The sequence below is a fragment of the Pseudomonas sp. AOB-7 genome (genome assembly GCF_003696305.1).
Lineage (GTDB): Bacteria > Pseudomonadota > Gammaproteobacteria > Pseudomonadales > Pseudomonadaceae > Aquipseudomonas.
Genome location: NZ_RFFK01000003.1, coordinates 190531 through 216841 on the forward strand (window position 1 = coordinate 190531; position 26311 = coordinate 216841).

The following is a 26311-nucleotide window of genomic DNA, read 5'->3' on the forward strand; positions in this document are numbered from 1 at the left end:
ATAGCCGACACGATGCCCGGCGTTTGCGGCAAAAATATGACTATAGCGGTGGTTTCGGTCGTTGCCAGGCTGAGCTGGGCGCCTAGCGCGCGCTGGCCTGATCCAGGCGGGCGGCGAAGCTGGCGGCATCGACCTCACCTACGACACGCAGATCGAGCCATTCGTCACCGTTGCCGGCGAACAATTGAATCGCCGGCGGGCCGAACAGCTGATAACGGTCGAGCAGGGCGCGCTGCGCGGCGTTGCTCTCGGTGATGTCGAAGCGGATCAGGCGCCAGTCGCCGAGCTTGCTGCCCACTTCGACCGAGCCGAACACCTCGCGTTCGATCACCTTGCAGCTGATGCACCAGTCGGCGTACCAGTCCAGCAGCAGCGGCTGGCCGGCAGCCTTGGCCTCGGCCAGCGCGGCGTCCAGTTCGGCCGGGCTGCTCAGGGTCAGCCAGGCGCCGCCCTTGGCGCTCGCCGCGCCGGTGCCGGCCTGCAGCTGGCCGAGCGGCTTGAGCGGATCGCTCGCCCCCTGCAGGGCGCCGACCCAGCTGGCCAGGGCGTAGACCAGCAGGGCCAGGCCGGCGATCTGGCCGAGCTTCTGCCGGTGGGTCTTGGGGCCGAACTCCAGGGCGCCGAGAAACACCGCCACGCCGCCGGCCAGCAGGCCCCACAGGGCCAGGCTGAGGCTGCCCGGCAGCACCCGTTCGAGCAGCCACACCGAGACCGCCAGCAGCAGCACGCCGAAGGCGTTGCGCACGGTGACCATCCAGGTGCCGCTCTTCGGCAGCAGGGCGCCGCCGCCGACGGCGAACAGCACCAGCGGCGTGCCCATGCCCAGGCCTAGGGCGAGCAGCTTGAGACCGCCGCCGAGGGCGTCGCCGCTGGCACTGATATAGAGCAGGGCGCCGGCCAGCGGCGCCGACACGCAGGGGCTGACCAGCAGGCTGGAGAGCACGCCGAGCAGTGCGGCATTGAGGTGCGAGCCGCCGTGGGTCTTGCCTGCCAGGCGGTCCAGCGGTTCGCTGATCACGCGCGGCAGACGCAGTTCGAACAGGCCGAACATGGCCAGGGCGAACAGCGCGAAGAAGGCGGCGAAGGGCACCAACACCCAGGCCGATTGCAACCGCGCCTGCAGGTTGAGACCGGCGCCGAACAGGCCCATCAGGGTGCCGAGCAGGGCGAAGCAGGCGGCCATCGGCACCACGTAGGCCAGCGACAGGGTCAGGCTGCGCAGGCCGCCGAGCTGGCCGCGCAGCACCACGCCGGAGAGGATCGGCAGCATCGGCAGCACGCAGGGGGTGAAGGTCAGGGCCAGGCCGCCGAGGAAGAACAGCGCCAGCTCCTGCCAGTTCCAGCCCTCGGCCGGCGCGCTGGCGGGGCTGTCGGGTGCGGCAACGGCGGGCAGCTCGCCGATCTCGATGAATTCGGTTTCCGGCGGATAGCACAGGCCCTTGTCGGCGCAGCCCTGGTAGCCGACCTGCAGGCGCAGCGGGCGCTGCTCCGGGTTGGCCAGCGGCAGGCGGATATCCAGCACGCCGTAGTAGACCTCGACGTCGCCGAAGTACTCGTCGTGCTTGGCCTGGCCCGGCGGCAGTTCGGCCTGGCCGAGCGCGAGATCGCCTGGCTCGACGGCGAAGTTGAAGCGGTGGCGGTAGAGGTAATAGCCCTCGGCGGCGACGAAGCGCAGGGTCAGCGCCTCGGCGTCGCTGCTCACCAGGCTCAGCTTGAACGCTTCGCGCACCGGCAGGAAATCGCCGCTGTTGTTCAGCGTGGCGCCGATGGGCGCGACGGCGGGGCGTTGATCGAACAGGCCGGCGGCGGCCGGGAAGACGAGCAGCAACAGAAGCAGGGGCAACAGACGGCGCATGGTGGACTCGCACGACGGACTCGCCGGCATCATACCCAAGTTGGCGCCCAGGCCCCAGGCGACGTGGTGGCGCAGGGTGTCAGCGGATATTGCCGGGGGACCAGTGGCACGTCGGCGGCTAGCCCAGCCCCAGCGCGTTCCAAACCTTGTGCGCGCTGTGATGCAGGATGCCGTGGCGGCGGGCCAGGACGGCGCGGTCCTTGGCGTAGCCGCCGCCGATCACGCCGAGCACCGGGATGTCGCGGCCCAGGCAGTGCTGCAGCACCGCCTCGTCGCGCGCGGCGATGCCGGCGTCGGTGAGCTGCAGATGGCCGAGGGCGTCATCCTGGTGCACGTCGACGCCGGCGTCGTAGAGCACCAGGTCCGGCTGGTACAGCGGCAGCAGGTAGTTCAGCGTGTCGTCCACCACCCTGAGGTAGTCGGCGTCGCCCATGCCGCGCGGCAGGGGGATGTCCCAGTCGCTCTCGGCCTTGCGCGCGGGGAAGTTCTGCGCGCAGTGCAGCGACACTGTGATGGCGTCCGGCACGTTTTCCAGCAGCCGCGCGGTGCCGTCGCCCTGGTGCACGTCGCAGTCGAAGATCAGCACCCGCTGCACCCGCCCGGCTTCCAGCAGGTAGCGGGCGATCACCGCCAGGTCGTTGAAGATGCAGAAGCCGGAGGGGAAGTCGTAGTGGGCGTGGTGGGTGCCGCCGGCCAGGTGGCAGGCCAGGCCGTGCTGCAGCGCCAGCTCGGCGGTCAGCAGCGAGCCGCCCACTGCGCGCACCGTGCGCTGCGCCAGCGCCTCGCTCCAGGGCAGGCCGAGGCGGCGCTGCTCCTCGTGCGCCAGCTCGCCGGCCATGTAGCGGGCGATATAGTCCGGGCAGTGGGCCAGGGCGAGGATGTCCGCCGGGCAGAGCGCGGGGCGCTGCAGCTGGGCGTCGGTGGTCAGGCCGCTGGCGATCAGGTGATCGCGCAGCAGGCGGAATTTTTCCATGGGGAAACGGTGCCCGGCGGGGAAGGGCGGGCTGTAGTCCTCGTGGTAGACCAGCGGTAGCGGCATAGAATAGGTATCAACGAATCGAGCGACCGAGTATGGCCGCAGCCTTCCTCCCTACTCAAGCGAGCCGCCATGCCGCCTATCGAGACCCACAGCCCGCGCCTGCTGCTGCGCGCCTGGCGCGACGCCGACCTGCCGGTTTTCGCCGCGCTGAATGCCGATGCCGAGGTGATGCGCCACTTTCCCGCGCCGCTGGACGCCGCGCAGAGCGCGCAGCTGCTGGCGCGCATCCGCGCCCATTTCGAGGCGTATGGCTATGGCTTCTGGGCGCTGGAGCGGCGCGACACGGGCGAACTGATCGGTGTCACCGGCCTGGCGCAGGTTGGCTTCGATGCGCCTTTCGTGCCGGCGGTGGAGATCGGCTGGCGTCTGGCACGGGCTCACTGGCGTCAGGGCTACGCCAGCGAGGCGGCGCGCGCGGCGCTGGCGGTGGCCTTCGAGCGGCTCGGCCTGGAGCAGGTGGTGAGCTTTACCGTGCCGGCCAATCTGCCGTCGCAGGCGGTGATGCGCGCCATCGGCATGCAACGTGACGAGAGCGGCGATTTCCGCCATCCGCGCGTGCCGGACGGTCATCCGCTGCAGCCGCATGTGCTCTATCGCATCCGCCGCGCGCAGTGGGAGGCACGGCGATGAACGAGGTACTCGCCTACCACCGACTCAGCAAGCATGCCCCCGAGCGTTTCGCACCGGGGCCGGGGCAGCTGGACTGGGCCACCCAGCCGGCGCCGTTTCGTCGCTACGCCGGTGCGCCGTTGATCGAGCTCTGGCATCGCCCGCTGGAGGAGGGGCCGGCGTACGACGCGGCATTCGCCGGGGCGCAGGCGTCGCCCGCGCCGCTGGATCGCGCCAGCGTCGCGCAACTGCTCTACGACAGTCTGGCCATTTCCGCCTGGAAGGCGGCCGGCGGCAGCCGCTGGGCGCTGCGGGTCAACCCCTCGTCCGGCAACCTGCACCCCACCGAGGCCTATCTGCTGCTGCCGCCCGGCGCGCTCGATGAGCACGGCTTGCTGGCGCATTACGCGCCGGATCTGCACGGCCTGGAAGTGCGCGCCGAGCTGTCGGGGGCGCTGGGCAAGCGGCTGGCCGCAGCGTTGCCGACCGGAGGCTTGTTGCTCGGCCTGGCCAGCATCCCCTGGCGCGAGGCCTGGAAGTATGGCGAGCGCGCCTACCGCTACTGCCAGCACGACCTCGGCCACGCGCTGGCGGCCATCGCCATCGCCGCCAGTGCGCTGGGCTGGCAGGTACGGCTGCTGCGCGGTGTGGCGGAAAGGCGGCTGGATGTCCTACTGGGGCTGGATCGCAGCGGCTTTCACGAGGCGGAATGCGGCGACTGCCTGCTGTGGATAGGCCCGGCGCAGGAGTCTGAGTTTCGTCTTCCCGAGACCCTGCTCGATGACCTCGTGCAGCTGCAACTGCAGGGCACGCCCAATCGCCTGTCGCGCGACTACCGCCACTGGCCCGAACTGCCACGGGTACATGAACTATGCCGGGCGCCGGCGCTGCCGCCGGTGGCCTGGAGTGCCGAGCCGGCCGTCGTGCGAGCGGACAATCCGGGGCTGCCGCTACGGCCGCTCCTGCACCGGCGGCGCAGCGCACAGGCCATGGACGGGCGCAGCGGCATCCAGGCCGAGCTGCTGCTGGCCTGGCTGCGGCGCCTGCTGCCGGCGCAGTCGCCTGTGCCCTTCGCCGCGACCGGCGAGCCGCCGGCCATCGACCTGCTGCTGTTCGTCCATCGCGTGCAGGGGCTGGCGCCGGGGCTGTACTGGCTGGATCGCAGCGGCCGCGGCGTGCAGGCGCTGCGCGAGGACTATCTGTGGCAGCGGGTGGACGACGAGCTGCCGCTGTACCGCCTGCTCGAAGGCGATGCCCGCGGCCTGGCGGGGTTCCTGAGTTGCGGCCAGGACATCGCCGCCGACGGCTGCCTGGCCCTGGCCATGCTGGCGCGGCTGGAGGATGCCCTGACAGATGGCGCCTGGCGCTATCCCAGGCTCTACTGGGAGTGCGGGCAGATCGGCCAGCTGCTCTATCTGGAAGCCGAGGCGGCCGGGCTGTCGGCCACCGGCATCGGCTGCTATTTCGACGATGCGCTGCACGAATTGCTCGGCGCTGCCGACAGCGGCTGGCAAAGCCTTTACCATTTCACCCTTGGCCGCGCCGTATGGGACGAACGCCTGACCTCCCTGCCGGCCTACCCGCAACCCCGTATTCCCCCTGTGCAAGGAGAGACCCCATGACCCAGGTGCTCGACGATCTGGTGGCGCTGCTCAGCCTGGAGCAGATCGAGGAAAACCTGTTCCGCGGGCGCAGCCAGGACCTGGGTTTCCGCCAGCTGTTCGGCGGCCAGGTGCTCGGCCAGTGCATCTCCGCGGCCAGCCAGACGGTGGCCGCCGAACGCCATGTGCATTCGATGCACGGCTACTTCCTGCGTCCGGGCGACGCCAGCCTGCCGGTGGTCTACCAGGTCGAGCGTACCCGCGACGGCGGCAGCTTCAGCACCCGCCGCGTGGTGGCGGTGCAGAAGGGCCAGCCGATCTTCTTCTGCAGCGCCTCGTTCCAGTCCGACGAGGAGGGCTTCCACCACCAGAGCCCGATGCCCGAGGTGCCCGGCCCCGAGGGGCTGAAATCGGAAACCGAACTGGCGCGGATGGTCGCACCGATGATCCCCGAGCGCCTGCGCGAGCGCGCCATCAGCGACAAGCCGATCGAGATCCGCCCGGTGACCCTGATCAATCCCTTCGCCCCCGAGCCCTGCGAGCCGGTCAAGTACGTGTGGTTCCGCGCCGCCGGCGAGCTGCCGGACGACCCGCAGCTGCACAAGTACCTGCTGGCCTACGCCAGCGACTTCAACCTGCTCACCACCTCCATGCAGCCGCATGGCGTGTCGGTGTTCCAGAAGTTCATGCAAGTCGCCAGCCTCGACCATTCGCTGTGGTTCCACCGCAACCTGCGCCTGGACGACTGGCTGCTGTACGCCATGGACAGCCCCTGGGCCGGCAACGCCCGCGGCTTCTCCCGCGCCAGCATCTACAACCGCCAGGGCGAACTGGTGGCCTCGGCGGCCCAGGAAGGCCTGACCCGCGTGCGGGAAGACTGGAAATGAGGCAACTGGCGACGGCGCGCCACTGGGTGTTCGACATGGACGGCACCCTGACCCTGGCGGTGCACGATTTTCCGGCAATCAAGCGCGCCCTGGAGATACCCCAGGAGCACGACATCCTCCATCACCTCGCCGCCCTGCCGGCCGAGGTGGCGGCGGCCAAGCACGCCTGGCTGCTGCAGCACGAACGTGAACTGGCCCTGGCTGCGCAGCCGGCGCCGGGCGCGCTGCAGCTGGTGCGCGCCCTGCGCGAGCGCGACTGCCGGCTCGGCATCCTGACCCGCAACGCTCATCCTCTGGCGCTGCTGACGCTGGTCGCCATCGGCCTGGCCGACTGTTTCGCCGACGCCGATATCCTCGGCCGCGACGAGGCGCCGCCCAAGCCCCATCCCGGCGGCCTGCTGCAGCTGGCCGAACGCTGGAGCGTGGCGCCGAGCGAGCTGGTGATGGTCGGCGACTACCGCTTCGACCTGGAATGCGCCCAGGCCGCCGGTGCGCGCGCTGTGCTGGTCAACCTGCCGGACAACCCCTGGCCCGAGCTGACCGGGCTGCATGCGCGCGATTGCGCCGAGCTGCTGGCGCGCATCGACTGTGCCGAGGGGCTGGCGTTCTAGGCGTCCATGCATCCCGTTACATTTCCGTCGGCGCTCGGCGGGCCTGGCGCAGTACCCTGCGGCAAACGAGCAACCTGGTGACGACAAGCACATGGTCATCCTTCTGAACGGACCGCTGGGGATTGGCAAGTCGACCCTGGCCGAGGCGCTGGCCGAGAGCCTCGACGGAGCGGTGATGCTCGATGGCGACCAGCTGATCGCCATGACCCCGGCGCCGGCCGATGAAGTGGACTACCTGCACGGGCTCCTGGCCCTGCTTATCGGCCACCACCGCGCCGCGGGCTACCGCCACTTCGTCATCAGCCACCTGTGGCGCACGGCCGAGGAACTGGCCGATCTGCGCCGCCGGCTCCTGGTCCATTACCCTGAGGCAGAGATTCGCTGCTTCCTGCTGCAACTTCCACTCGACGAAAACCTGCGACGGATTGAGCGTCGGCAGAGCGCCCGCGCCCTCGATGAGGCGGAGTTTGAAAGCAGGACTGTTTTGGCTGAGCGAGAACTACTGTTCACGGCAGGTAGCGAAAGCGTGGGTGAGCCCTTTGATGCGTCAGCTTCGCCGGAGGAGTTAGTCGCGAAGCTGCTGATCACTCTTGGAATCGATGGGCGTACAGAGCCCTAGAGCCCGGGACTGACGGATCAATGTTTTGATGGGAGTGCCAGAGTCTTGTTGATTTAATGCTTGCGATGTTGAAGTCTAAATATATGGCTATGTATGAGGAGTTGATCTTGGTCGGGTCATTGTCACTCTGTTGATTGTCAATTTTAGCGCCTTTGTGTATCGCTAAAGTTTGCGGTAGATGCTGTCTCTTGTGTCGCTTTTTCTGCGCTTTTTATACGTATGCTTCAAGTCGGATATCCCTTTGGGAATTGATCTCGAACCAGGTTGAGCTCAATGCCATGCTCAAGCCATGACTTGAGCCCAGCAAGGACTATTGTGTAGCCCCCTTTTGCATCAACTGCTTGAGATAATATTTTTTCAAGACTGCCTGGGAAGCCCCAGTTAGCTATTTTGACTAAAGTGGCGTCTTCGCCAATAGGTTCAAAATTTAATTCTACTTTGGTTAGATCGGAATCCCATTCGATTAGTATGCGATGGTTTTCCTTCAATTCTTTGACTGTGAGGGTGTCGCTAGCTCCGAACATTTCCCAGTCCCAGCGTACTTTTCTGCCAATTGCAAGGCGGCCGCTGCTTTTCGTGAACCAAAATTTGGTTGTGATTTTTGGATTAACAAATGCTTCGAAACAATCAGCTGCAGAGCGCAGGATAAGCATCTGGGACTCTACTACAAAGTTGCTAATTTCCATCAAGGCGACTCCAAGCTTTGAGCCAGGCTCTGGTCGTATGTAAAACCAGAGACTGACTAGACTCTGTGTGGTCCAAGCCCCTCCTTTAATATTCGGTCGCTAGTAGCGGTAGCTGCCGGCGAGGATCGCGGCGTGCAGCTCGCCGGTCAGCGGCACATAGCTCGCCGTGCCGGGCAGCCAGGCGTACAGCGGGTCGGCGCAGCGCTGCGGGTCGAAGCCCTGCTCCTTGAGCGGTGCCTTCTTGTGCTTGAAGGTGCCGGTGGTCTCCAGCTGCGCGCTCAGGCGCAGGAACAGCGGGATGGCATAGGCCGGCAGTGCCTGGCGCAGCTGCCCGAGCAGGGCGTGGAAGTCGAAGTCCGCTGCCGCGCAGTCCAGGCGCACGCAGGCCATGCCGGCGCGGCCGTTGGTGCCGGGGATTTCCACGCCGTAGACCACCGTCTCGCTGACGTGCTCGATGCCGTCGAGCACGGCCTCGACCTGGGTGGTGGAGACGTTCTCGCCCTTCCAGCGGAAGGTATCGCCGAGACGGTCGACGAACTGCGCGTGGCGGAAGCCCATGTCACGCATCAGGTCGCCGGTGTTGAACCAGGCGTCGCCCGGCTCGAACACGTCGCGCAGGATGCAGCGCTCGGTGTCGCGCGCGTCGGTATAGCCGTGGAAGGGCGTCTTGTCGGTGATCTTGCCCAGCAGCAGGCCGGTTTCGCCCTTGGCCACGCGCTGCAGGCGGCCGTTCTCGCGTAGCGGCGCCTCGCGCTCCTGGTCGTAGCGGACGATGGCGTAGGGGTAGGGCGAGAAGCCCACGGTGTTGTCCAGGTTGAGCAGGTTGGTGAAGCCGATATTGCCCTCGCTGGAGGCATACAGCTCGACCACCCGCTCGACCGCGAAGCGCTGCTTGAATGCCTGCCAGAGACTGGGGCGCAGGCCGTTGCCAACCATCACGCGGATCGGGTTGTTGCCATCCTCGGGGCGCGGCGGCTGGTCGAGCAGGTAGCGGCAGAGTTCGCCGACGTAGCCGAAGGCGGTCGCCCGATGCCGTTGCACCTCGTCCCAGAAGCGGCTGGCGCTGAACTTGCGCACCATGATCAGCGCCGCCTGGCCTGCCAGCACCGAGCCCCAGCACACCACCATGGCGGTGCCGTGGTAGAACGGCAGGCTGACGTACATGCGGTCCGCGCGGCCCAGGCGCACGGCGGCGAAGCCGAAGGCGCCATAGCCCTTGATGAAGCGCCCGTGGTTGAACACCACGGCCTTGGGCAGGCCGGTAGTGCCCGAGGTGTAGATGAAGAAGCACGGGTCGTCGGCGCGCACGGCGCGCTCCAGCAGCGGCGCCTCGCTGGGGTAGTCGTGCAGCGTGGCGGCCGGGTGCAGCCAGCCGCTCGGCGCCTCGCCCGGGTCGCGCCAGGTCGGGCGGTCGGCGAAGTAGAGGCGGGCATCGGCGGGCAGCGCCGTGTCCTCAGCGACTTCGTTGAAGGCCTCCAGCAGCTCCTCGCCGACCAGCGCCATGCGCGGCGCCGCCAGGCCGATGCTGTGCGCCAGCACGCGGCCGCGCTGGCTGCTGTTGATCAGCGCGCTGACCGCGCCGAGCTTGGCGCAGGCGATGACCGCGGCGAGCAGCTCGAAGCGGTTCTCGAACATCAGCGCGGCGCGGTCGCCCTGGCGCAGGCCATGGGCGCGCAGGTAGTGGGCCAGCTGGTTGCTCCAGCGCTCGAGCTCGGCGTAGCTGAGCTGCTCGTCGTCCTGGATCAGCGCCACGCCGTCGGGGTTCTCGCGCGCGGCCGTCTCGACGCAGCGGGCCAGGCTGGCGGGGTAGGCGCCGCGGCTGCGGTTGCCGATGTGCAGGCCCTTGACGATGCCGGGCAGGTCGACGAGCAGGCGGGGCAGGCGGGACAGCAGGCGGGGCAGGGTGATCAGGTCGGCATGGCTCATGGCGCGGACTCCAGGCGGTGCGAGGCACTCGGTGTTGTTGTTTGCCGGCCAATCTAGTCAGTCGCCGCCGCGCTGTTGATAGCCAGGGGTCGCACGAAACTGGCAATTCGTCTCATGCGCGGCGCACAATCGGACTCCTTCGATTGGCGCAAGGAGCCCCCATGTCGCTGCCGAACAGCCCCAGCGCGACCGCCTCGCAACTGCTGGACCTGTACCTGTCGCTGCAGGGTTTCGGCCTGGTCGGCCCGGCGGATCTGCAGGTGCTGGGCATTGAGCTGGAGCAGCTGAGGAACCTGGAGATGCGCGTGCCGGTGCGCTGGGCCGTGCATCTCTGGGAGCGCGCGGCCAGTCGCGGGGCGCCGCCGGAGATCGGCCTGCTGGTCGGCCAGCGGCGCGGCCTGCATACCCGCGGGCCGGTCGCCCACCTGGCGGCGCAGAGCGCCACCCTGGGCGAGGCGGTGGAGCTGTTCCGCCGCTACATCCCGGTGATGAGCGAGGGCGAGAGCCTGCGGGTCGAGGCGCTCGGCACGCGCATTCGCGTACACTTCCTGTTCCATGCGCCGCTGCTCGGGCACGCCGTGGCCTGCGAGCACAGCCTCAGCTCGGCGCTGTGCTGGGCGCGCCAGCTCACGGCGGTGCGCCTGGTGCCGCAGGCGGTGGGCTTTCGTCATGCGCCGCTGGCGGCACCGGCGATCTATCGCCAGGTGTTCGGCGTGGCGGCGCGTTTCGGCGAGGACGCGGACTACCTGGAGTTGCTGGCGAGTGACCTGCAGCTGCCGGTGCCGAGTGCCAATGACTACCTCAAGGGCCTGATGCAGCAGCGGGTGAGCGCCATGCAGGCGCAGCTGCCGGCGCAGCACAGCCTGCGCGCCCGGGTGCTGCAGCAGATCGAGCATGGCTTGCCGAGCGGCGAGCTGTCGGTGGCGGGGGTGGCGCGGCGCCTGGGGATCAGTCGGCAGACCCTGCACCGCCACCTGCGCGCGGAGCAGTGCAGTTTTTCCGGGTTGCTGGCCGAAGTGCGCCGCAACTACGCCCTGCAGCGCCTGGCGCAGCCAGGGTGCCGGGTCGAGCAGCTCAGCCGCGAGCTGGGCTTCGCCGAGCCGAGCGCTTTCTACAAGGCGTTCAAGGGCTGGTTCGGCGTTTCACCCAGAGCCTACCAGGTAGACCGGGACGCCTAGAGTCGCGCCACCTTGAAGGTATCGCAGCGCCCCGGTTGGCCGCTGTCGAAGCCCATGCGGAACCAGCGCACCCGCTGCGCCGAGGTGCCGTGGGTGAAGGCGTCCGGTACCACCTGGCCGCGCGCCTGTTTCTGCAGGCGGTCGTCGCCGATCGCGCTGGCGGCGTTCAGCGCTTCTTCCAGATCGCCCTCCTCCAGCCAGGCATGGCGGCGCTGGGCGTGGTGTGCCCAGACCCCGGCCAGGCAGTCGGCCTGCAGTTCCTGGCGCACCAGCAGGCCACCGTCGCCCTCGACCCGCTCGCCGCGCTGGCGCGCCGCGTTGACCCTGGCCGAGACGCCGAGCAGGGTCTGCACGTGGTGGCCGACTTCGTGGGCGATGACGTAGGCCTGGGCGAAGTCGCCGGCGGCGGCGAAGCGCTGTTCCAGCTCGCGGAAGAACGTCAGGTCGAGATAGACCCGCTGGTCGCCCGGGCAGTAGAAGGGGCCGACCGCCGAATTGGCGAAGCCGCAGGCCGAGTTGACGCCGCCGGAGAACAGCACCAGCTTAGGATCGCGATACTGCTGGCCGGCGCTCTGGAACAGCTCGCGCCAGGTGTCCTCGGTGTCGCCGAGAATGGCGCGGACGAACTCGCTGTGCTCGTCGTTGGCCGCCGGCGGCGCGCCCTGGGGCAGGCCGACCTGGCTGGTCTGGGTGGCCTGGCCGGCGATCTGGCCGAGGATCTGCAGCGGATCCTGGCCCATCAGCAGGCCGACGATGACGATCACCGCCACCCCGCCCAGGCTCAGCCCCTTGCCGCCCATGCGCATGCCGCCGGAGCGGCCGCGCGCGTCCACCACGTTGTCACTGCGTCTTGCCTTGCGCCAGCGCATCTTCGCTCTCCCTGTGGCTCTGGCTGTTCAGTGTCGTCGGCGCCGCTGCTGCGCGCCAGGCCGGCCGTCAGTTGCCGGGGTAGTCGGCCAGCACCTGGTCGCGGCGCTCGCGGTCCAGGCCGATCACCTGGTAGGCGTCGACGCGGTCGCCGTACTCCATGCCGGGCGAGCCGACCGGCATGCCGGGCACGGCGGCGCCGAGCAGGTCCGGGCGCTGGCGCAGCTTGAGGATGTCGGCGGCCGGCACGTGGCCTTCGACGAACTTGCCGTCGATCACCCCGGTGTGGCACGAGGCCAGGCGCGGCGGTACGCCGAGGCGCTGCTTGACCGCGGCCATGTCGGTTTCGACGTGGTCGTTGACGGTGAAGCCGTTGTCCTGCAGGTGGCTGATCCAGGCCTTGCAGCAGCCGCAGTTGGCGTCGCGGTGCACGTCGATGGTCAGCGGTTCGGCGGCCTGGGCCAGGCCGGCAAAGAGGGCGAGGGCGAGTAGCGAGCGGCGCATGATGGGACTCCGATGGGCTGTGGCGCAGAGCATAGCGCCGTGGCGAGCACAGCCCAAGGCGTTGCGACTATGCGTCGCGACCGGCTGCACCTATGCTGCCTGCAGCCGATGTCGACAAGGAGGCTGTTCGATGCTGTTCGCCCGGATCGTCGTACTGATCCAGATCGCCGCCCTGACCGGGCTGGGCCTGGTGTATTTCGTCAAACCCCATGAAATGGCCAGCCTCAGCGGCGCGCTGCTGATGGGTAACGCCGCGGTGACCGAGGTGCGCGCCTACTACGGCGGCCTGCAGTTGGGCCTGGCCGCCTACCTGGTGCTGGCGCTGCTGCGCCTGGAACTGCTGCGTCCGGCCTTGACGCTGCTGGTGCTGCTCTACAGCGTGCTGGCGCTGGCGCGTATCGCCGGGCTGTGGCTGGACGGTGGCGCGCAGCAGACCTTCAACCTGGCCGCATTGCTGCTGGAGCTGGTTTCGGCCGGGCTGGCCTGGTGGGCGTTGCGCGGGCTACGCGGCACACCTAGTTAGGTAGGGTGGACAACGCGAAGCTTGTCCACCTGTCGCTTGTGGTGGAAAACGCTGCGCGGTTTTCCACCCTACTCCGAGACGGCTCAGAGCATGGCTTAGCGCCGCTCCAGCAACACCCCGGCTTCCATATGGTGGGTGTAGGGGAACTGGTCGAACAGCGCGCTGCGCGTCACCCGATGGCTATCGTTGAGCTGGGCGATATTGGCCGCCAGGGTCTCGGGGTTGCAGGAGATATACAGAATGCGCTGAAAGCGCCGGGTCAGCTCGCAGGTGTCCGGGTCCATGCCGGCGCGCGGCGGGTCGACGAAGACGCTGCCGAAGTCGTAGCTTTTCAGGTCGATGCCGGCCAGGCGGCGGAACGGCCGCACCTCGTTCAGCGCCTGGGTCAGTTCCTCGGCGGACAGGCGCACCAGCTCGACGTTGTCCACGCCGTTATCAGCCAGGTTGGCCAGCGCGGCGTTCACCGAGGTCTTGCTGATCTCGGTGGCCAGTACGCGGCGCACGCGAGTGGCCAGCGGCAGGGTGAAGTTGCCGTTGCCGCAGTACAGCTCCAGCAGGTCGTCGTCGCGCTGGCCGAGGGCATCATGGGCCCAGTTCAGCATCTTCTCGCACACCGCGCCGTTGGGCTGGGTGAAGGCGCCTTCCGGTTGGCGGTAGCGGAAGCGGCGCCCGGCCACCCTCAGTTCTTCCTCGACGTAGTCGCGGCCGATCACCAGGCGCTGGCCGCGCGAGCGGCCGACCAGGCTGACGTTCAGCTGCGCGGCCAGGCGCTCGGCCTCGGCCTGCCAGGCGGCGTCCAGCGGGCGGTGGTAGGCCAGGGTGATCAGCGCATCGCCGGCCAGGGTGGTGAGAAATTCCACCTGGAACAGTTTGAACGACAGCGCCTCGCTGGCCTGCCAGGCTGCGCGCAGGCGTGGCATCAGCTCGTTGATGCGCAGGCTGGCGATGGGGAAGTCGTCGAGGAGGATCGGCGTGTGCTTGTCGCCCGGCGCGAACATCGCATAGTGGCGCTGGCCGTCCTCGCGCCACAGGCGGAACTCGGCGCGCAGGCGGTAGTGCTCGCGCGGCGAGTCGAACACTTCGGGCGCGGGGGCGGCGAAGGGGGCCAGCAGTTCGATCAGGCGCTGCTCTTTCTCGGCGAGCTGGGCGGCGTAGGTGGCGGGGTCGAATACGGGGGCGCTCATGGCAACACTCTAAAGCGGCCGGCGACCGGCGTTGCAGCCGGTCGTCGGCGAAAGGGGGATCAGGCGAACAGGCCCAGCTTGACGACGAACAGCGCAGAGAGAATCCACATCGCCGGGTTCAGCTCGCGCCAGCGCCCGGACAGCACCTTGACCGCGGTCCAGGCGATAAAGCCGAAGGCGATGCCGTTGGCGATGGAGAAGGTCAGCGGCATGGCCAGGGCGGCGGCCACCACCGGGGCGGCGACGGTGAGGTCGTCCCAGTCGATCTGCGCCAGGCTGCTCATCATCAGCACGGCGACGAACAGCAGCGCCGGCGCGGTGGCGTAGGCCGGTACCGAACCGGCCAGCGGGGCGAAGAACAGGCTGAGCAGAAACAGCGCGGCGACCACGCAGGCGGTCAGGCCGGTGCGCCCGCCAGCGCTGATGCCGGCGGCGGACTCGATATAGCTGGTGGTGGTGCTGGTGCCCAGCGCGGCGCCGGCCATGGTGGCGGTGCTGTCGGCCATCAGCGCGCGGCCCAGGCGCGGCATCTTGCCGTCCTTGTCCAGCAGGTCGGCCTTCTGCGCCACGCCGACCAGGGTGCCGGAGGTGTCGAACAGGTCGACGAAGAGGAAGGCGAAGATCACGCTGATCAGGCCGATGTCCAGGGCGCCGGCGATATCCAGCTGCAGCAGGGTCGGCATCAGCGACGGCGGCATCGACACCACGCCCGGCAGCTCCGAAAGGCCCAGGGCGATGGACAGGCCGGTGACCAGCAGGATGCCGATCATCACCGCGCCGGTGACCTTGCGATAGGCCAGCGCGGCGATGACGAAGAAGCCCAGGCAGGCGAGCAGGGCGCCGCCCTGGCTGAGGTCGCCGAGACCGACCAGGGTGGCCGGGTGATCGACCACGATGCCGGCGTTCTTCAGCGCGATGATCGCGAGGAACAGGCCGATGCCGGCGGCGATGCCGGCGCGCAGGGCCAGCGGGATGCTGTTGATGATCCACTCGCGGATCTTGAAGATCGACAGCAGAAAGAAGATCGCGCCGGAGAGGAACACCGCGCCCAGGGCGGTCTGCCAGCTGTAGCCCATGGTCATCACCACGGTGTAGGTGAAGAAGGCGTTGAGGCCCATGCCCGGTGCCAGGGCGATCGGGTAGTTGGCCAGAAGTCCCATGATCAGCGAGCCGATGGCGGCCGCCAGGCAGGTGGCGACGAACACCGCGCCGTGATCCATGCCGGTCTCGGCCAGCATGTTGGGGTTGACGAAGAGGATGTAGGCCATGGTCAGGAAGGTGGTGAGACCGGCGATGACCTCGGTGCGCACGTTGGTGTGGTGCGCTTTGAGTTGGAACAGTTTTTCCAGCATGGTGGGCTCCCCCGAGGCGCGAACGCGCCGAAAGTGATGTGCAGCAAGCTAAGCATATCCGTGCCGGAAAATTGCCCGTTTGCGCAAAAGCCGCGCATCATAGCAGCAAGGTTTTCCCCGGTGAATTTATGGCCTGTCGTCTCATTTTATGACCGGGCGGACAGTTTCGTTTCCTGCCTGAAGGAGTTGAGATATGAGCAAGCGTGCGCTGATCGCCGTCGCCGACGGCGTCGAAGACCTCGAATGCGTGACCCTGATCGACGTGCTGCGCCGCGCCGACATCGAGGTGCTGGTGGCCAGCATCGAGGAACGCCGCATGATCACCTGCGCCCGCGGCACGCGGCTGACCGCCGACGCCATGCTGGTGGACGTGCTGGCCCAGGATTTCGACCTGATCGTGCTGCCCGGCGGCATGCCCGGCGCCCAGCACCTGGCCGATTTCGAACCGCTGGCCGAGCGGGTGCGCCAGCAGGCCAAGGCCGGCGAGCTGTTTGCCGCGATCTGCGCCGCGCCGGCGCTGGCCCTGCAGCAGTACGGCGTGCTCAAGCAGCGGCGGATGACCTGCTACCCGGCATTCAGCGAGCGTCTTTCCGGCTGCACCTTCGTCGACGAGGCGGTGGTGGTCGATGGCAATTGCATCACCAGTCAGGGGCCCGGTACGGCGTTGGCCTTTGCCCTGTGCCTGGTGGAACAACTGGTGGGCCGCAGCACACGCAACGAGGTGGCCAAGGCGATGTTGGTATAGCACCTGGGGAGGATTGGTGCGCCGCGCGCACCGAGAACCCGCGATGCCCTACGACTGTTCCTGCTCCAACAAGCGCCGCTTGCGCTGCAGGCCCCAGCGGTAGCCGCTGAGGCTGCCATCGCTGGCCACCACGCGGTGGCAGGGCAGCAGCAGGCCGATGGCGTTGCTGGCGCAGGCGCGTGCCACCGCGCGCGGGTGGCTGTGCAGCTGGACGGCCAGTTCGCCGTAGCTGCGCGTCTGCCCCGGCGGGATCGTCTGCAGCGCCTGCCAGACCCGCTGCTGGAAGGCGCTGCCGCGAATGTCCAGGGGCAGCTGGGCGGCCCGCTCGGGCTCGTCCAGTTGCTGCAGCACCTGCTGCAGCCAATCCCTCAACCCTAGGTCGTCCTCTTCGAGATGGGCCAGGGCGAAGCGCTGCCGCAACTCCGCGCGCAGCGCCTGCGCGTCGTCGCCGAACAGCAGGGCGCAGACGCCCTTGGCGCTGGCCGCGATCAGCATCTGGCCCAGCGGGCAGGGGGCGCTGGCGTAGCGCAGGCGTTCGCCGGCGCCGCGCTGGCGGCGCTGCGCCGGGCTCATGGCCTGGGGCTTTTCATAGAGGGCGCGGGTGCCGGAATAGCCGGCGGCCAGGGCGGCATCGAGCACGCTATCTGCCGTGCCCAGTTGCGCCTCCAGGCGCTGGCGCCGCTGGGCGGCGGCCCAGGCATGGGGCGTCAGCCCGGTACGGGCCTTGAAGGCGCGGGCCAGGTGCGAGGGCGACAGGCCGATGCGCGCCGCCAGTTGCGCCAGGCTCAGGCGCTGCTCGCCGCGCAGCAGCTGGCAGGCGGCGGCGACCAGGGCGTCGAGCTGCTGCGCCGGGCTCTGCCCCTGCGGCGTGCAGCGCTTGCACGGGCGGAAGCCGGCGGCCTCGGCGCTGGCCGCATCGCCGTGGAAGCTGACGTTGTCGCGCCGCGGCCGCCGCGCCGGGCAACTGGGCCGGCAGTAGATGCCGGTGCTGCGTACGGCGAAGACGAAGCGCCCGTCCTGGCCTGCATCACGGGCGCAGACGGCTTGCCAGCAGTGGTCGGTGTCGAGCATGGGGGCCTTCCTCCTGATGCTTTCGATTGTCGGCCCGCAGCCGCGCGCTGCCAATCCGTAATGCGCTTTCAAAGCCGGGCTAGGCTTACAGCCCATCGACGGCCGGCAAGGGGATGCAGGCATGGCGCGTTACGCTCGTTGGGCGCTGGCGTTGCTGCTGTGGGGCGCGCTGGCGCCGGCACTGGCGGCGCTGCCGCTGAGCAAGGCGGAGCAGCACTGGCTGGCGCAGCACCCGCAGCTGCTGGTGGGGGTGGAACGCGCCGGCTGGCCGCCGTTCGACATGGTCGAGGACGGCCGCTATCAGGGTATCAGCGCCGACTACCTGCGCCTGCTCGGCGAACGCCTGGGGGTGGAGATCGACGCGGTCTACTTCGACGACTGGGAGCAGGCCCTGGCCGCCCTGCGCGAGGGCCGCATCGAAATCCTGCCGTCGGTGGCGCGCACCCCCGAGCGCGAGGGCTGGATGCGCTTCAGCGATCCCTATCTGATCAGCAGCAGCCTGATCTTCAGCCGCCCGGAGGTGCGCGTGCAGCAGGTCGCCGACCTGGCCGGCAAGCGTGTGGCCATCGAGCGCGGCTACGTGCTGCAGCAACTGCTGCGCGACGAGGTGGCCGGCATCGAGTTCGTCGAGACCCTGAACACCGAGGAGGCCCTGCGCGCGGTGTCGTCCGGGCGCGCCGAGGCCTACGTCGGCGACATGATAGTGGCCAGCTACCTGATCCGCCGGCACAACCTGGCCAACCTGGAGCTGCGCGGCGAGTCGGGGCTGAGCAGCAGCGAGATCCGCTTCGGCGTACGCCGCGACCTGCCGCAGTTGGTCGATCTGCTCGACCGCGCCCTGGCCAGCCTCAGCCGTGAGGAGCGCGAGGCGATCCGCGATCGCTGGCTGCCGCCGCTGACCGAGTTCAACTGGCGCAAGGCGCTGCAGGTGGGCTGGCCCTACGCCCTCGGCCTGCTGGCGCTGATCGTCTTCGTGCTGGTGTGGAACCGCCGCCTGACGGTGCAGATCGCCGAGCGCCAGCGCGCCGAGGCCGAGGCCAGGCGCCAGCGCAGCACCTTGCTGGCGCTGGTAAATGCGATCCCCGACCCGATCTGGTTCAAGGACAGCGACGGCGTCTACCGCGGCTGCAACCAGGCCTTCGCGGCGATCTTCGCGCGCAGTCCGGAGAGCCTGGTCGGCTGCCGCGACGAGCAGCTGTTCGACGCCGCGCTCAGCCGCGAGCGCGCCGACCTCGACCGCCGCGCCCTGGCCAGCCGCGCGCCGCTGGAAAACGAGACCTGGCTGGACCACGCCGACGGTCGGCGGGTGCTCTACGACACCCTGCGCGTGGCCTTCTACGACGACCGCGGGCAGTTGCTCGGGCTGGTCGGCACCGGCCGCGACATCACCGTGCGCAAGGAGGTCGAGGAGGCCATGGCGCGCGCCAAGGCCCTGGCCGAGCAGGCGGCGCGGGCCAAGGCGGACTTTCTCGCCAACATGAGCCACGAGATCCGCACGCCGATGAACGCCATCATCGGCATGTCGCACCTGGCGCTGAAGACCGACCTCGACCCGCGCCAGCGCGACTACCTGAACAAGATCCAGCAGGCCGGCCAGCACCTGCTCGGGGTGATCAACGACATCCTCGACTTCTCCAAGATCGAGGCCGGCAAGGTCAGCGTCGAGTGCATCGAGTTCGACCTCGAGCAGGTGCTCGACAACCTGGCCAACCTGATCGGCGACAAGGCCGCGGCCAAGGGCCTGGAGCTGCTGTTTCGCCTCGATCCGCAGGTGCCCTGCAGCCTGCTCGGCGATCCGCTGCGGCTGGGGCAGATCCTGATCAACTACGCCAACAACGCGGTGAAGTTCACCGCCGAGGGCGAGGTGGAGGTGCGCATCGAGCTGGAGCGGCGCGACGGCAAGCAGGTCTGGCTGCTGTTCGCGGTGCGCGACACCGGCATCGGTCTGGACGCCGAGCAGCAGGCGCGGCTGTTCGAATCCTTCCAGCAGGCCGACAGCTCCACCACCCGCAAGTACGGCGGCACCGGCCTCGGCCTGGCCATCTGCAAGCGCCTGGCCGAGGCCATGGGCGGCGAGGTCGGGGTCGACAGCCAGGTCGGCGTCGGCAGCCTTTTCTGGTGCCGCCTGCCGTTCGCCCTGGCCAGTCGCCAGCGCCCGGCGCTGCAGCCGCAGGCCGATCTGCGCGGGCGGCGGGTGCTGGTGGTGGACGACAACGACAATGCCCGCCAGGTGCTTGCCGAGCTGCTGACCAGCATGACCTTTCGCGTCGCCGAGGCCGCAGACGGCGTGCAGGCGCTGGCGCTGGTACGCCAGGCGCAGGCCGCCGGCGAGGGCTTCGAGCTGCTCTTCATCGACTGGCAGATGCCCGGCATGGACGGCCTGGAGCTGGCCCGGCGGGTGCGCGCGCTGGCGCTGACGCCGCCGCCCAAGCTGCTGATGGTCAGCGCCCACGGCCGCGAGGAGCTGCTGCAGGGCGCGCAGCGGGTCGGCGTCGAGGACGTCCTGCTCAAGCCGCTCAACCCCTCGCTGCTGTTCGATGCGGCGATGCGCTGCCTGGGCGGCAACGGCGGGCTGAGCAGCTATGCGCGCAGCGGCGTGGGCGAGGCGGTACCGGATTTCGCCGGTCGTCGTGTGCTGCTGGTGGAGGACAACGAGCTGAACCAGGAAGTGGCCAGCGGCCTGCTGCAGGAGGCCGGGCTGCAGGTGGAACTGGCCGGCGACGGCGCGCAGGCCATCGAGCGCCTGCAGGCGGCGGCGGACGATCATTACCAGCTGGTGCTGATGGACATGCAGATGCCGGTGCTCGACGGCCTGGCGGCCACCCGCGTGCTGCGCGCCCAGCCGCGCTTCGCCGCGCTGCCGATCCTGGCCATGACCGCCAACGCCCTGGACGCCGACCGCCAGGCCTGCCTGGACGCGGGGATGAACGATCACCTGAGCAAGCCCATCGAGCCGGCCACGCTCTGGGCCACCCTGCAGCGCTGGCTGCCGGGGAGCGCGGCGGTCGCTGGCGCGCCGGCGGCGCAGGCTCTGGATTTCGAGCTGGCGGGCGTGGACGTGGCCAGCGGCCTGCGCCGGGTGCTGGGCAAGCGCGCGCTGTACCTGGAGCTGCTCGGCAAGTTCGCCGCCGGTCAGGGCGAGTTCCCCGCGCAGCTGCGCGCCGCCCTGGCGGACGCCGATGGCGCGCGCGCCGAACGGCTGGCCCACACCTTCAAGGGCCTGGCCGGCAGCATCGGCGCCGGCGCCTTGCAGGCGCAGGCCGCGTCGCTGGAGGAGGCCCTCAGGCAGGGCGCCGCCGCGGCGCGGATCGAGGCGCTGCTCGGCGAGCTGGAGCCCCCGCTGCAAGCGCTGCTCGCCGCCATCGCCGCGCAGCTGCCGGCGCCGCCGTTGCCGCGCGAGGTCGCCGTCGAGCCCGGCGAATTGCAGCGGGTCTGCCAGCAGCTGGCGCGGCTGCTCGACGAGGACGATCCGCGCAGCGGAAAACTGCTGGAGGAACAGCGCGAAATGCTGCAGAGCGCCTTTAATGAGGGATATGCCGCCATCGCCCGCGCGGTGCACGGCTACGATTTCGAACAGGGGCTGCTGGCTTTGCGCGAGGCGGCGGCCGAGCAGGGCATAGAGTGCTGAAACAGGGGGGATGCGATGGTCGAGATGCTCGACAGGCCCGAGCAGGAGATGATCCTGGTGGTGGACGACACCCCGGACAACCTGCAGCTGATCAGCGAACTGCTGATCGACCGTTACCGGGTCAAGGTCGCCAACAACGGCGCCAAGGCCCTGCGCATCGCCCAGGGCAGCCCGGCACCGGACCTGATCCTGCTCGACATCATGATGCCGGAGATGGACGGCTACGAAGTCTGTCGGCGGCTCAAGGCCGACCCGCAGACCCGCGACATTCCGCTGATCTTCCTCACCGCCAAGAGCGAGGTGGCCGACGAACAGCTGGGTTTCGACCTCGGCGCCGCCGACTACATCACCAAGCCGATCAGCCCGCCCATCGTCCTCGCCCGGGTCAAGGCGCAGCTGCAGCTCAAGGCCGCCACCGACTACCTGCGCGACAAGAGCGAGTACCTGGAGCTGGAGGTCAAGCGTCGCACCCGCGACATCCAGAAGCTGCAGGACGTGACCATCGAGGCCATGGCCAGCCTGGCGCTGATGCGCGACAACCCGCGCAGCCGGCACCTGCAGCGTATCGAGCGCTACATGACTTGCCTGGCCAAGGCCCTGGCCCGTCAGCAGCCGGCGCTGAGCGGCGAGCTGGACGCCGAGCGCATCGCCCAGCTGGGGCGTTCGGCCATGCTCCATGTACTGGGTCGTCTGACCCTGCCCGATCGCGTGCTGCTCAGCCACGGCGAGCCGAACGAGGCCGATCTGCGCCTGTTGCAGGAGGGCGTGACGGCCGGCCGCGATGCCCTGGAGCGCGCCGAGCGCAAGCTGGGCGGTAGCGCCGGTTTTCTCTGCGATGCCAAGGACATCGTCTACGGCCAGCACGAGCGCTGGGACGGCAAGGGCTACCCGCAGGGCCTGCACGGCGAGCAGATCCCGCTGTCGGCGCGGCTGATGGCGCTGATCGGCCATTTCGAGGAGCTGACCTGCCAGCATCCCTACCTGCCGCGCATCAGCCCGGCGCAGGCGGTGACGCAGATCGGCGCGGCCAGCGGCACGCGCTTCGACCCCATGGTGGTGCTGGCCTTCGTCGAAGCGACGCCGCAGTTCATTCGCATCGCCGAATCCCTGGCCGACGACGCCGCTGCCGTGGGCCTCGAGCTGCAGCGGCTGGAGGATTCGCTGGCAGAAAGCATCGAGCTGACCCTGCCGCCGGCGCCTTGAGTTGGCGAGGAGGTTTTCCCCTCGGCTCGTCGGTGGGGTTGAGGCGCCGACGACGAAGCCCAACGCCCCCCATGAGCGCTGCTCGGGGCTGCTCGTTGGGCTTCGTTGCGCTCAGCGCCAACCTACGGTTGAGCCTGCTAGCCGTTGATCCGCTCCACATGGTGGCAGGCCACCTGGCGCGCTTCGATCAGGCGCAGCTCCGGGCGCTCGCCGCGGCAGCGTGCGTCGGCATGCGGGCAGCGCTGGTGGAAGGCGCAGCCGGAGGGCGGGTCGAGCGGGTTGGGCAGCTCGCCGACTATCTTGATCCTGGGCTTGTGCGGATCGGGATGGAGGGTCGGGGTGGCCGACAGCAGCGCCTGGGTGTAGGGGTGCAGCGGGCGATGGTAGATGGCGGCGCTGGCGCCCATCTCCACCGGGCGGCCGAGGTACATCACCAGCACCTCGTCGGCGACGTGGCGCACCACGGCGAGGTTGTGCGAGATGAAGACGTAGCCGGTGCGGTACTGCTCCTGCAGGTCCATGAACAGGTTGAGCACCTGGGCCTGGATCGACACGTCCAGCGCCGAGGTCGGCTCGTCCGCCACCAGCACCTTGGGTTGCAGCATCATGGCGCGGGCCAGGGCGATGCGCTGGCGCTGGCCGCCGGAGAACATGTGCGGGTAGCGCTGGTAATGCTCGGGGCGCAGGCCCACCTGCTGCATCATCGCCTGCACCCGCTCGCGGCGTTCGGCGCGGGACAGATCGGTGTTGATCAACAGCGGCTCGGCCAGCTGATCGCCGATCTTCTGCCGCGGGTTGAGCGAGGCATAGGGGTTCTGGAACACCATCTGCACGTCGCGGCGCAGCTGTTTGCGCTCGGCCCGGCTGGCGCCGGCAACCTCGCGCCCGGCGATCTGCAGGCTGCCGGCGCTGGGCTCTTCGATCAGGGTCAGGGCGCGGGCCAGGGTGGACTTGCCGCAGCCGGACTCGCCGACCACCGCCAGGGTCTTGCCGGCCTCGAGGCTGAAGGACACGCCGTTGAGCGCCTGGACCAAGGCCGCCGGCTTGAACAGGCCGCGCGAGACGCTGTAGTGACGGGTCAGCTCATGGGCTTGGAGAACGCTGTTCATCGGGCCACCTCCAGGGGAAAGAAGCAGCGCGCGGCGCCACGCTCGTGTGCGTCCAGCGCTGGGCGCTCCTCGCGGCAACGCGGCTGCACGTAGGGGCAGCGCGGTGACAGCAGGCAGCCCTGCGGACGGTCGTAGCGGCCGGGCACTATGCCGGGCAGCGTCGCCAGGCGGCGGGCGCCGGCGCTGTGTTCGGGGATGGCCTTGAGCAGCGCCTCGGTGTAGGGGTGGCTGGGCGCGTCGAACAGGGTCGGCACCCGGCCCAGCTCCACCGCTTGCCCTGCGTACATCACGCAGACGCGCTGGGCGGTCTCGGCGACCACCGCCAGGTCGTGGGTGATCAGCACCAGGGCCATGCCCTGGTCGCGCTGCAGGTTCAGCAGCAGTTCCATGATCTGCGCCTGGATGGTCACGTCCAGCGCCGTGGTCGGCTCGTCGGCGATCAGCAGCTTGGGTTCGGCGGCAATCGCCATGGCGATCGCCACGCGCTGGCTCATGCCGCCGGAGAGCTGGTGCGGGTAGGCATCCAGGCGGCTGGCGGCGGCGGGGATCTCCACCCGCTCCAGCAGCTCGAGGGCACGGGCGCGCGCCGCCTTGCCTTTCAGGCCCATATGCTGGCGCAGCACTTCCTCGATCTGGAAACCCACGCTGTAGCTGGGGTTGAGCGCGGTCATCGGGTCCTGGAACACCATCGCCAGGTCCTTGCCGACTATATGCCGGCGCTGGCGGCCCTTCAGGCGCAGCATGTCGGTGCCGTCGAACTGCAGGCAGTCGGCATGGACGATGCCAGGCGCGTCGATCAGGCCCATCAGCGCCATCATGGTCACCGACTTGCCGGAGCCTGACTCGCCGACTATGGCCAGCACCTCGCCCTTTTCCACGCAGAGGTCGAGGCCGTCGACCACCGGCACGGCATCGGCGGCGCCGAAGCGCACCGAGAGGTTGCGGATATCCAGCAGGCTCATGCATGGCCCCCCGTGTGGATCGGGGTAGGGAGCGCCATGCGCAGCGGGATCATCTTGTGCATACGGGCCTCCTCAGATGGCGTTCTTCAGTTTCGGGTCGAGCGCGTCGCGCAGGCCGTCGCCCATCAGGTTGATGGCCAGCACGCTGAGCAGAATCGCCAGGCCGGGCAGGGTCACCACCCACCAGGCGCGTTCGATGTAGTCACGCGCCGAGGCCAGCATGGTGCCCCACTCGGGCGTCGGCGGCTGCACGCCAAGGCCGAGAAAGCCCAGTGCGGCGGCATCGAGAATCGCCGAGGAAAAGCTCAGGGTGGCCTGCACGATCAAAGGCGCCATGCAGTTGGGCAGTACGGTGACGAACATCAGCCGCAGCAGGCCGGCGCCGGACAACTGCGCGGCGGTGACGTAGTCACGGCCCAGCTCGCCCATCACCGCCGCGCGGGTCAGGCGCACGTAGCTGGGCAAGGAGACTATGGCGATGGCGAAGATGGTGTTGATCAGCCCCGGACCGAGGATGGCGACGATGGCCACCGCCAGCAGCAGCGACGGCAGCGCCAGCATGACGTCCATCAGGCGCATGATGCCGGGGCCGAGCAGGCGCGGGAAAAAGCCGGCGGCCAGGCCCAGCAGGATGCCGGGAATCAGCGACAGCAGCACCGAGGCCAGGCCGATCAGCAGCGACAGGCGCGCGCCATGGATCAGCCGCGAGAGCAGGTCGCGGCCCAGCTCGTCGGTGCCGAGCAGGAAACGCCACTGGCCACCGTCCAGCCATACCGGCGGGGTGAGCAGGAAGTCGCGGTACTGCTCGCTGGGATCATGCGGCGCGATCCAGGGCGCGAACAGCGCGCAGAACAGCATCAGCAGCATGAACGCCAGGCCGGCGAGGGCGCCCTTGTTATGGCTGAAGGCCTGCCAGAATTCCTTCAGCGGCGAGGGGTAGAGCAGGCTCTGGTCGAGGCTGGTGGCGGCGGTCATGGGCGTACCTCGCGTAGGGTGGACGACGTTTCATCCGTCCACCGATGCCTTTTCACGGTGGATGAAAAGAGCGTCATCCACCCTAGGTGATCGATGTGGTTATGCATGGCGCCGTCCTTATTTCTGATGGCGAATACGGGGATTGGCCAGGCCGTAGAGGATGTCCACGGTGAAGTTGACCAGGATCACCAGGCAGGCGATCAGCAGGATGCCGTTCTGCACCACCGGGTAGTCGCGGGCGCCGATGGCCTCGATCAGCCATTTGCCGATGCCCGGCCAGGAGAAGATGGTCTCGGTCAGCACCGCGCCGGCCAGCAGGCTGCCGACCTGCAGGCCGAACACCGTCAGCACCGGGATCAGCGCGTTGCGCAGGCCGTGCACGAACACCACCCGCGCCGGCGACAGGCCCTTGGCCTGCGCGGTGCGGATGTAGTCCTCGCGCAGCACTTCGAGCATGGCCGAGCGGGTCATCCGGGCGATCACCGCCAGCGGGATGGTGCCGAGCACGATGGCCGGCAGGATCAGGTGGCGCAGGGCGTCGACGAAAGCGCCTTGCTCGTCGCTGAGCAGGGTGTCGATCAGCATGAAGCCGGTGACCGGCGGGATGTCGTAGAGCAGATCGATACGCCCGGACACCGGCGTCCAGCCCAGGCCGACCGAGAAGAACATGATCAGCAGCAGGCCCCACCAGAAGATCGGCATCGAGTAGCCGGTCAGCGAGATACCCATCACCCCGTGGTCGAACAGCGAGCCGCGCTTGAGCGCGGCGATCACCCCGGCGATCAGACCCAGGGTGCCGGCGAACAACAAGGCCGCCAGGGCCAGTTCGACGGTGGCGGGGAACAGGCTGAGGAACTCGCGCCACACGCTTTCGCGCGAACGCAGCGACTCGCCCAGATTGCCGCTGGCGAGCTGGCCGATGTAGTCGAAGTACTGCTCATGCAGCGGCTTGTTCAGCCCCAGGCGCTCCATGGCCTGGGCGTGCATCTCCGGGTCGACGCGGCGTTCGCCCATCATCACTTCCACCGGGTCGCCGGGGATCAGGCGGATCAGGGCGAAGGTCAGCAGGGTGACGCCGAAGAAGGTGGGGATCAAAAGCCCCAGGCGTCTGGCGATAAAGGACAGCATCAGGCGGTTCTACTCCGTGGCGGGATGCGGGTGCCGGACTGCATGGTCC

General features: G+C 68.8%; 23 protein-coding genes. 10 read left to right on the forward strand and 13 right to left on the reverse strand.

Going from position 1 to position 26311, the window contains the following annotated elements; genetic code table 11:
• Positions 1-82 precede the first annotated feature (82 nt).
• Complete coding sequence (dsbD, locus tag EA796_RS07500) at positions 83-1855, reverse strand: protein-disulfide reductase DsbD (RefSeq protein WP_178082541.1); 1773 nt, start codon at positions 1853-1855, stop codon at positions 83-85.
• 118 nt (positions 1856-1973) lie between these two features.
• A complete protein-coding gene (locus tag EA796_RS07505) occupies positions 1974-2894 on the reverse strand; it encodes a histone deacetylase (RefSeq protein ID WP_122108174.1) in 921 nt (306 codons plus the stop codon).
• Between the two features lie 69 nt (positions 2895-2963).
• Here EA796_RS07505 and EA796_RS07510 point away from each other — a divergent pair, with 69 nt between their 5' ends.
• The 5 genes from EA796_RS07510 to EA796_RS07530 all read left to right on the forward strand — a co-directional run bounded on the left by EA796_RS07510 (position 2964) and on the right by EA796_RS07530 (position 7221).
• Entirely contained in the window at positions 2964-3524 is a 561-nt protein-coding gene (locus tag EA796_RS07510; protein WP_122108175.1) for a GNAT family N-acetyltransferase, read from the forward strand.
• Entirely contained in the window at positions 3521-5125 is a 1605-nt protein-coding gene (locus tag EA796_RS07515) for a SagB/ThcOx family dehydrogenase (protein WP_122108176.1), read from the forward strand. The genes EA796_RS07510 and EA796_RS07515 overlap by 4 nt, the downstream gene beginning before the upstream one ends.
• Positions 5122-5991 carry an acyl-CoA thioesterase II gene (gene tesB, locus EA796_RS07520; RefSeq protein WP_021445253.1) on the forward strand — a complete coding sequence of 290 codons (870 nt, stop codon included), beginning with the start codon at positions 5122-5124 and terminating at the stop codon, positions 5989-5991. Before EA796_RS07515 ends, tesB begins: the two co-directional genes overlap by 4 nt.
• The gene (locus tag EA796_RS07525; RefSeq protein WP_122108177.1) at positions 5988-6602 is read left to right on the forward strand and encodes an HAD family hydrolase; all 615 of its coding nucleotides are present in this window, start codon (positions 5988-5990) and stop codon (positions 6600-6602) included. Before tesB ends, EA796_RS07525 begins: the two co-directional genes overlap by 4 nt.
• Positions 6603-6693: 91 nt before the next feature.
• Complete coding sequence (locus EA796_RS07530) at positions 6694-7221, forward strand: Gar/GrdA family gentamicin resistance ATP-binding protein (protein ID WP_158603092.1); 528 nt, start codon at positions 6694-6696, stop codon at positions 7219-7221.
• A 224-nt stretch (positions 7222-7445) separates the two neighbouring features.
• Here EA796_RS07530 and EA796_RS07535 read toward each other — a convergent pair whose 3' ends face one another.
• Positions 7446-7907, reverse strand: coding sequence for an SRPBCC family protein (locus EA796_RS07535; protein WP_178082542.1), 462 nt, complete (start codon positions 7905-7907; stop codon positions 7446-7448).
• A 99-nt stretch (positions 7908-8006) separates the two neighbouring features.
• Positions 8007-9833 (reverse strand): long-chain-acyl-CoA synthetase, encoded by a 1827-nt coding sequence (locus EA796_RS07540; RefSeq protein ID WP_122108180.1) that lies wholly within the window; start codon positions 9831-9833, stop codon positions 8007-8009.
• A 161-nt stretch (positions 9834-9994) separates the two neighbouring features.
• Here EA796_RS07540 and EA796_RS07545 point away from each other — a divergent pair, with 161 nt between their 5' ends.
• Entirely contained in the window at positions 9995-11011 is a 1017-nt protein-coding gene (locus EA796_RS07545; RefSeq protein WP_122108181.1) for an AraC family transcriptional regulator, read from the forward strand.
• Here EA796_RS07545 and EA796_RS07550 read toward each other — a convergent pair.
• Both EA796_RS07550 and EA796_RS07555 read right to left on the reverse strand, forming a co-directional pair.
• A complete protein-coding gene (locus tag EA796_RS07550) occupies positions 11008-11880 on the reverse strand; it encodes a neutral zinc metallopeptidase (protein ID WP_122108182.1) in 873 nt (290 codons plus the stop codon). The two genes, EA796_RS07545 and EA796_RS07550, sit on opposite strands and share 4 nt — an antisense overlap.
• A 67-nt stretch (positions 11881-11947) precedes the next feature.
• Complete coding sequence (locus EA796_RS07555) at positions 11948-12382, reverse strand: DUF411 domain-containing protein (RefSeq protein WP_021443691.1); 435 nt, start codon at positions 12380-12382, stop codon at positions 11948-11950.
• Between the two features lie 130 nt (positions 12383-12512).
• Between EA796_RS07555 and EA796_RS07560 the strand changes: the two genes are divergently transcribed.
• Positions 12513-12905 carry a DUF4345 family protein gene (locus EA796_RS07560; RefSeq protein ID WP_122108183.1) on the forward strand — a complete coding sequence of 131 codons (393 nt, stop codon included), beginning with the start codon at positions 12513-12515 and terminating at the stop codon, positions 12903-12905.
• 95 nt (positions 12906-13000) lie between these two features.
• Here the strand turns inward: EA796_RS07560 and trmA are convergent, their stop codons facing one another.
• Together trmA and EA796_RS07570 are read right to left on the reverse strand one after the other, a co-directional pair.
• Complete coding sequence (trmA, locus tag EA796_RS07565; RefSeq protein ID WP_122108184.1) at positions 13001-14089, reverse strand: tRNA (uridine(54)-C5)-methyltransferase TrmA; 1089 nt, start codon at positions 14087-14089, stop codon at positions 13001-13003.
• A 59-nt stretch (positions 14090-14148) separates the two neighbouring features.
• Entirely contained in the window at positions 14149-15441 is a 1293-nt protein-coding gene (locus EA796_RS07570; protein ID WP_122108185.1) for an NCS2 family permease, read from the reverse strand.
• Positions 15442-15634: 193 nt separating this feature from the next.
• Between EA796_RS07570 and EA796_RS07575 the strand changes: the two genes are divergently transcribed.
• Entirely contained in the window at positions 15635-16186 is a 552-nt protein-coding gene (locus tag EA796_RS07575; RefSeq protein WP_021443695.1) for a DJ-1 family glyoxalase III, read from the forward strand.
• A 48-nt stretch (positions 16187-16234) separates the two neighbouring features.
• Here EA796_RS07575 and ada read toward each other — a convergent pair whose 3' ends face one another.
• Entirely contained in the window at positions 16235-17257 is a 1023-nt protein-coding gene (gene ada / locus EA796_RS07580) for a bifunctional DNA-binding transcriptional regulator/O6-methylguanine-DNA methyltransferase Ada (protein WP_122108186.1), read from the reverse strand.
• A gap of 121 nt (positions 17258-17378) precedes the next feature.
• Between ada and EA796_RS07585 the strand changes: the two genes are divergently transcribed.
• Complete coding sequence (locus EA796_RS07585; protein ID WP_122108187.1) at positions 17379-20885, forward strand: response regulator; 3507 nt, start codon at positions 17379-17381, stop codon at positions 20883-20885.
• A gap of 15 nt (positions 20886-20900) precedes the next feature.
• Positions 20901-22088 (forward strand): HD domain-containing phosphohydrolase, encoded by a 1188-nt coding sequence (locus EA796_RS07590; RefSeq protein ID WP_021442283.1) that lies wholly within the window; start codon positions 20901-20903, stop codon positions 22086-22088.
• A 137-nt stretch (positions 22089-22225) separates the two neighbouring features.
• On the opposite strand, the gene EA796_RS07595 is transcribed toward EA796_RS07590, so the two are convergent.
• From EA796_RS07595 to EA796_RS07610, 4 genes are all read right to left on the reverse strand, one after another.
• Positions 22226-23197: a peptide ABC transporter ATP-binding protein gene (locus EA796_RS07595; RefSeq protein ID WP_021442282.1), complete on the reverse strand. Its 972-nt coding sequence runs from the start codon at positions 23195-23197 to the stop codon at positions 22226-22228.
• The gene (locus EA796_RS07600) at positions 23194-24159 is read right to left on the reverse strand and encodes an ABC transporter ATP-binding protein (protein WP_021442281.1); all 966 of its coding nucleotides are present in this window, start codon (positions 24157-24159) and stop codon (positions 23194-23196) included. Before EA796_RS07600 ends, EA796_RS07595 begins: the two co-directional genes overlap by 4 nt.
• Positions 24160-24231: 72 nt before the next feature.
• Positions 24232-25134, reverse strand: a complete 903-nt coding sequence (locus EA796_RS07605; protein ID WP_021442280.1) for an ABC transporter permease subunit — start codon at positions 25132-25134, stop codon at positions 24232-24234.
• Positions 25135-25251: 117 nt separating this feature from the next.
• On the reverse strand, positions 25252-26262 hold the full coding sequence (locus tag EA796_RS07610) for an ABC transporter permease subunit (RefSeq protein ID WP_122108188.1): 1011 nt from the start codon (positions 26260-26262) through the stop codon (positions 25252-25254).
• Between the last annotated feature and the right edge of the window lie 49 nt (positions 26263-26311).

What these genes read in the sequence shown, in the direction of transcription:
- dsbD (WP_178082541.1), bottom strand. Translation starts at nt 1,855, where the DNA reads ATGCGCCGTCTGTTGCCCCTGCTTCTGTTGCTGCTCGTCTTCCCGGCC.
- EA796_RS07505 (WP_122108174.1), bottom strand. Translation starts at nt 2,894, where the DNA reads ATGCCGCTACCGCTGGTCTACCACGAGGACTACAGCCCGCCCTTCCCC.
- EA796_RS07510 (WP_122108175.1), top strand. Translation starts at nt 2,964, where the DNA reads ATGCCGCCTATCGAGACCCACAGCCCGCGCCTGCTGCTGCGCGCCTGG.
- EA796_RS07515 (WP_122108176.1), top strand. Translation starts at nt 3,521, where the DNA reads ATGAACGAGGTACTCGCCTACCACCGACTCAGCAAGCATGCCCCCGAG.
- tesB (WP_021445253.1), top strand. Translation starts at nt 5,122, where the DNA reads ATGACCCAGGTGCTCGACGATCTGGTGGCGCTGCTCAGCCTGGAGCAG.
- EA796_RS07525 (WP_122108177.1), top strand. Translation starts at nt 5,988, where the DNA reads ATGAGGCAACTGGCGACGGCGCGCCACTGGGTGTTCGACATGGACGGC.
- EA796_RS07530 (WP_158603092.1), top strand. Translation starts at nt 6,694, where the DNA reads ATGGTCATCCTTCTGAACGGACCGCTGGGGATTGGCAAGTCGACCCTG.
- EA796_RS07535 (WP_178082542.1), bottom strand. Translation starts at nt 7,907, where the DNA reads ATGGAAATTAGCAACTTTGTAGTAGAGTCCCAGATGCTTATCCTGCGC.
- EA796_RS07540 (WP_122108180.1), bottom strand. Translation starts at nt 9,833, where the DNA reads ATGAGCCATGCCGACCTGATCACCCTGCCCCGCCTGCTGTCCCGCCTG.
- EA796_RS07545 (WP_122108181.1), top strand. Translation starts at nt 9,995, where the DNA reads ATGTCGCTGCCGAACAGCCCCAGCGCGACCGCCTCGCAACTGCTGGAC.
- EA796_RS07550 (WP_122108182.1), bottom strand. Translation starts at nt 11,880, where the DNA reads ATGCGCTGGCGCAAGGCAAGACGCAGTGACAACGTGGTGGACGCGCGC.
- EA796_RS07555 (WP_021443691.1), bottom strand. Translation starts at nt 12,382, where the DNA reads ATGCGCCGCTCGCTACTCGCCCTCGCCCTCTTTGCCGGCCTGGCCCAG.
- EA796_RS07560 (WP_122108183.1), top strand. Translation starts at nt 12,513, where the DNA reads ATGCTGTTCGCCCGGATCGTCGTACTGATCCAGATCGCCGCCCTGACC.
- trmA (WP_122108184.1), bottom strand. Translation starts at nt 14,089, where the DNA reads ATGAGCGCCCCCGTATTCGACCCCGCCACCTACGCCGCCCAGCTCGCC.
- EA796_RS07570 (WP_122108185.1), bottom strand. Translation starts at nt 15,441, where the DNA reads ATGCTGGAAAAACTGTTCCAACTCAAAGCGCACCACACCAACGTGCGC.
- EA796_RS07575 (WP_021443695.1), top strand. Translation starts at nt 15,635, where the DNA reads ATGAGCAAGCGTGCGCTGATCGCCGTCGCCGACGGCGTCGAAGACCTC.
- ada (WP_122108186.1), bottom strand. Translation starts at nt 17,257, where the DNA reads ATGCTCGACACCGACCACTGCTGGCAAGCCGTCTGCGCCCGTGATGCA.
- EA796_RS07585 (WP_122108187.1), top strand. Translation starts at nt 17,379, where the DNA reads ATGGCGCGTTACGCTCGTTGGGCGCTGGCGTTGCTGCTGTGGGGCGCG.
- EA796_RS07590 (WP_021442283.1), top strand. Translation starts at nt 20,901, where the DNA reads ATGGTCGAGATGCTCGACAGGCCCGAGCAGGAGATGATCCTGGTGGTG.
- EA796_RS07595 (WP_021442282.1), bottom strand. Translation starts at nt 23,197, where the DNA reads ATGAACAGCGTTCTCCAAGCCCATGAGCTGACCCGTCACTACAGCGTC.
- EA796_RS07600 (WP_021442281.1), bottom strand. Translation starts at nt 24,159, where the DNA reads ATGAGCCTGCTGGATATCCGCAACCTCTCGGTGCGCTTCGGCGCCGCC.
- EA796_RS07605 (WP_021442280.1), bottom strand. Translation starts at nt 25,134, where the DNA reads ATGACCGCCGCCACCAGCCTCGACCAGAGCCTGCTCTACCCCTCGCCG.
- EA796_RS07610 (WP_122108188.1), bottom strand. Translation starts at nt 26,262, where the DNA reads ATGCTGTCCTTTATCGCCAGACGCCTGGGGCTTTTGATCCCCACCTTC.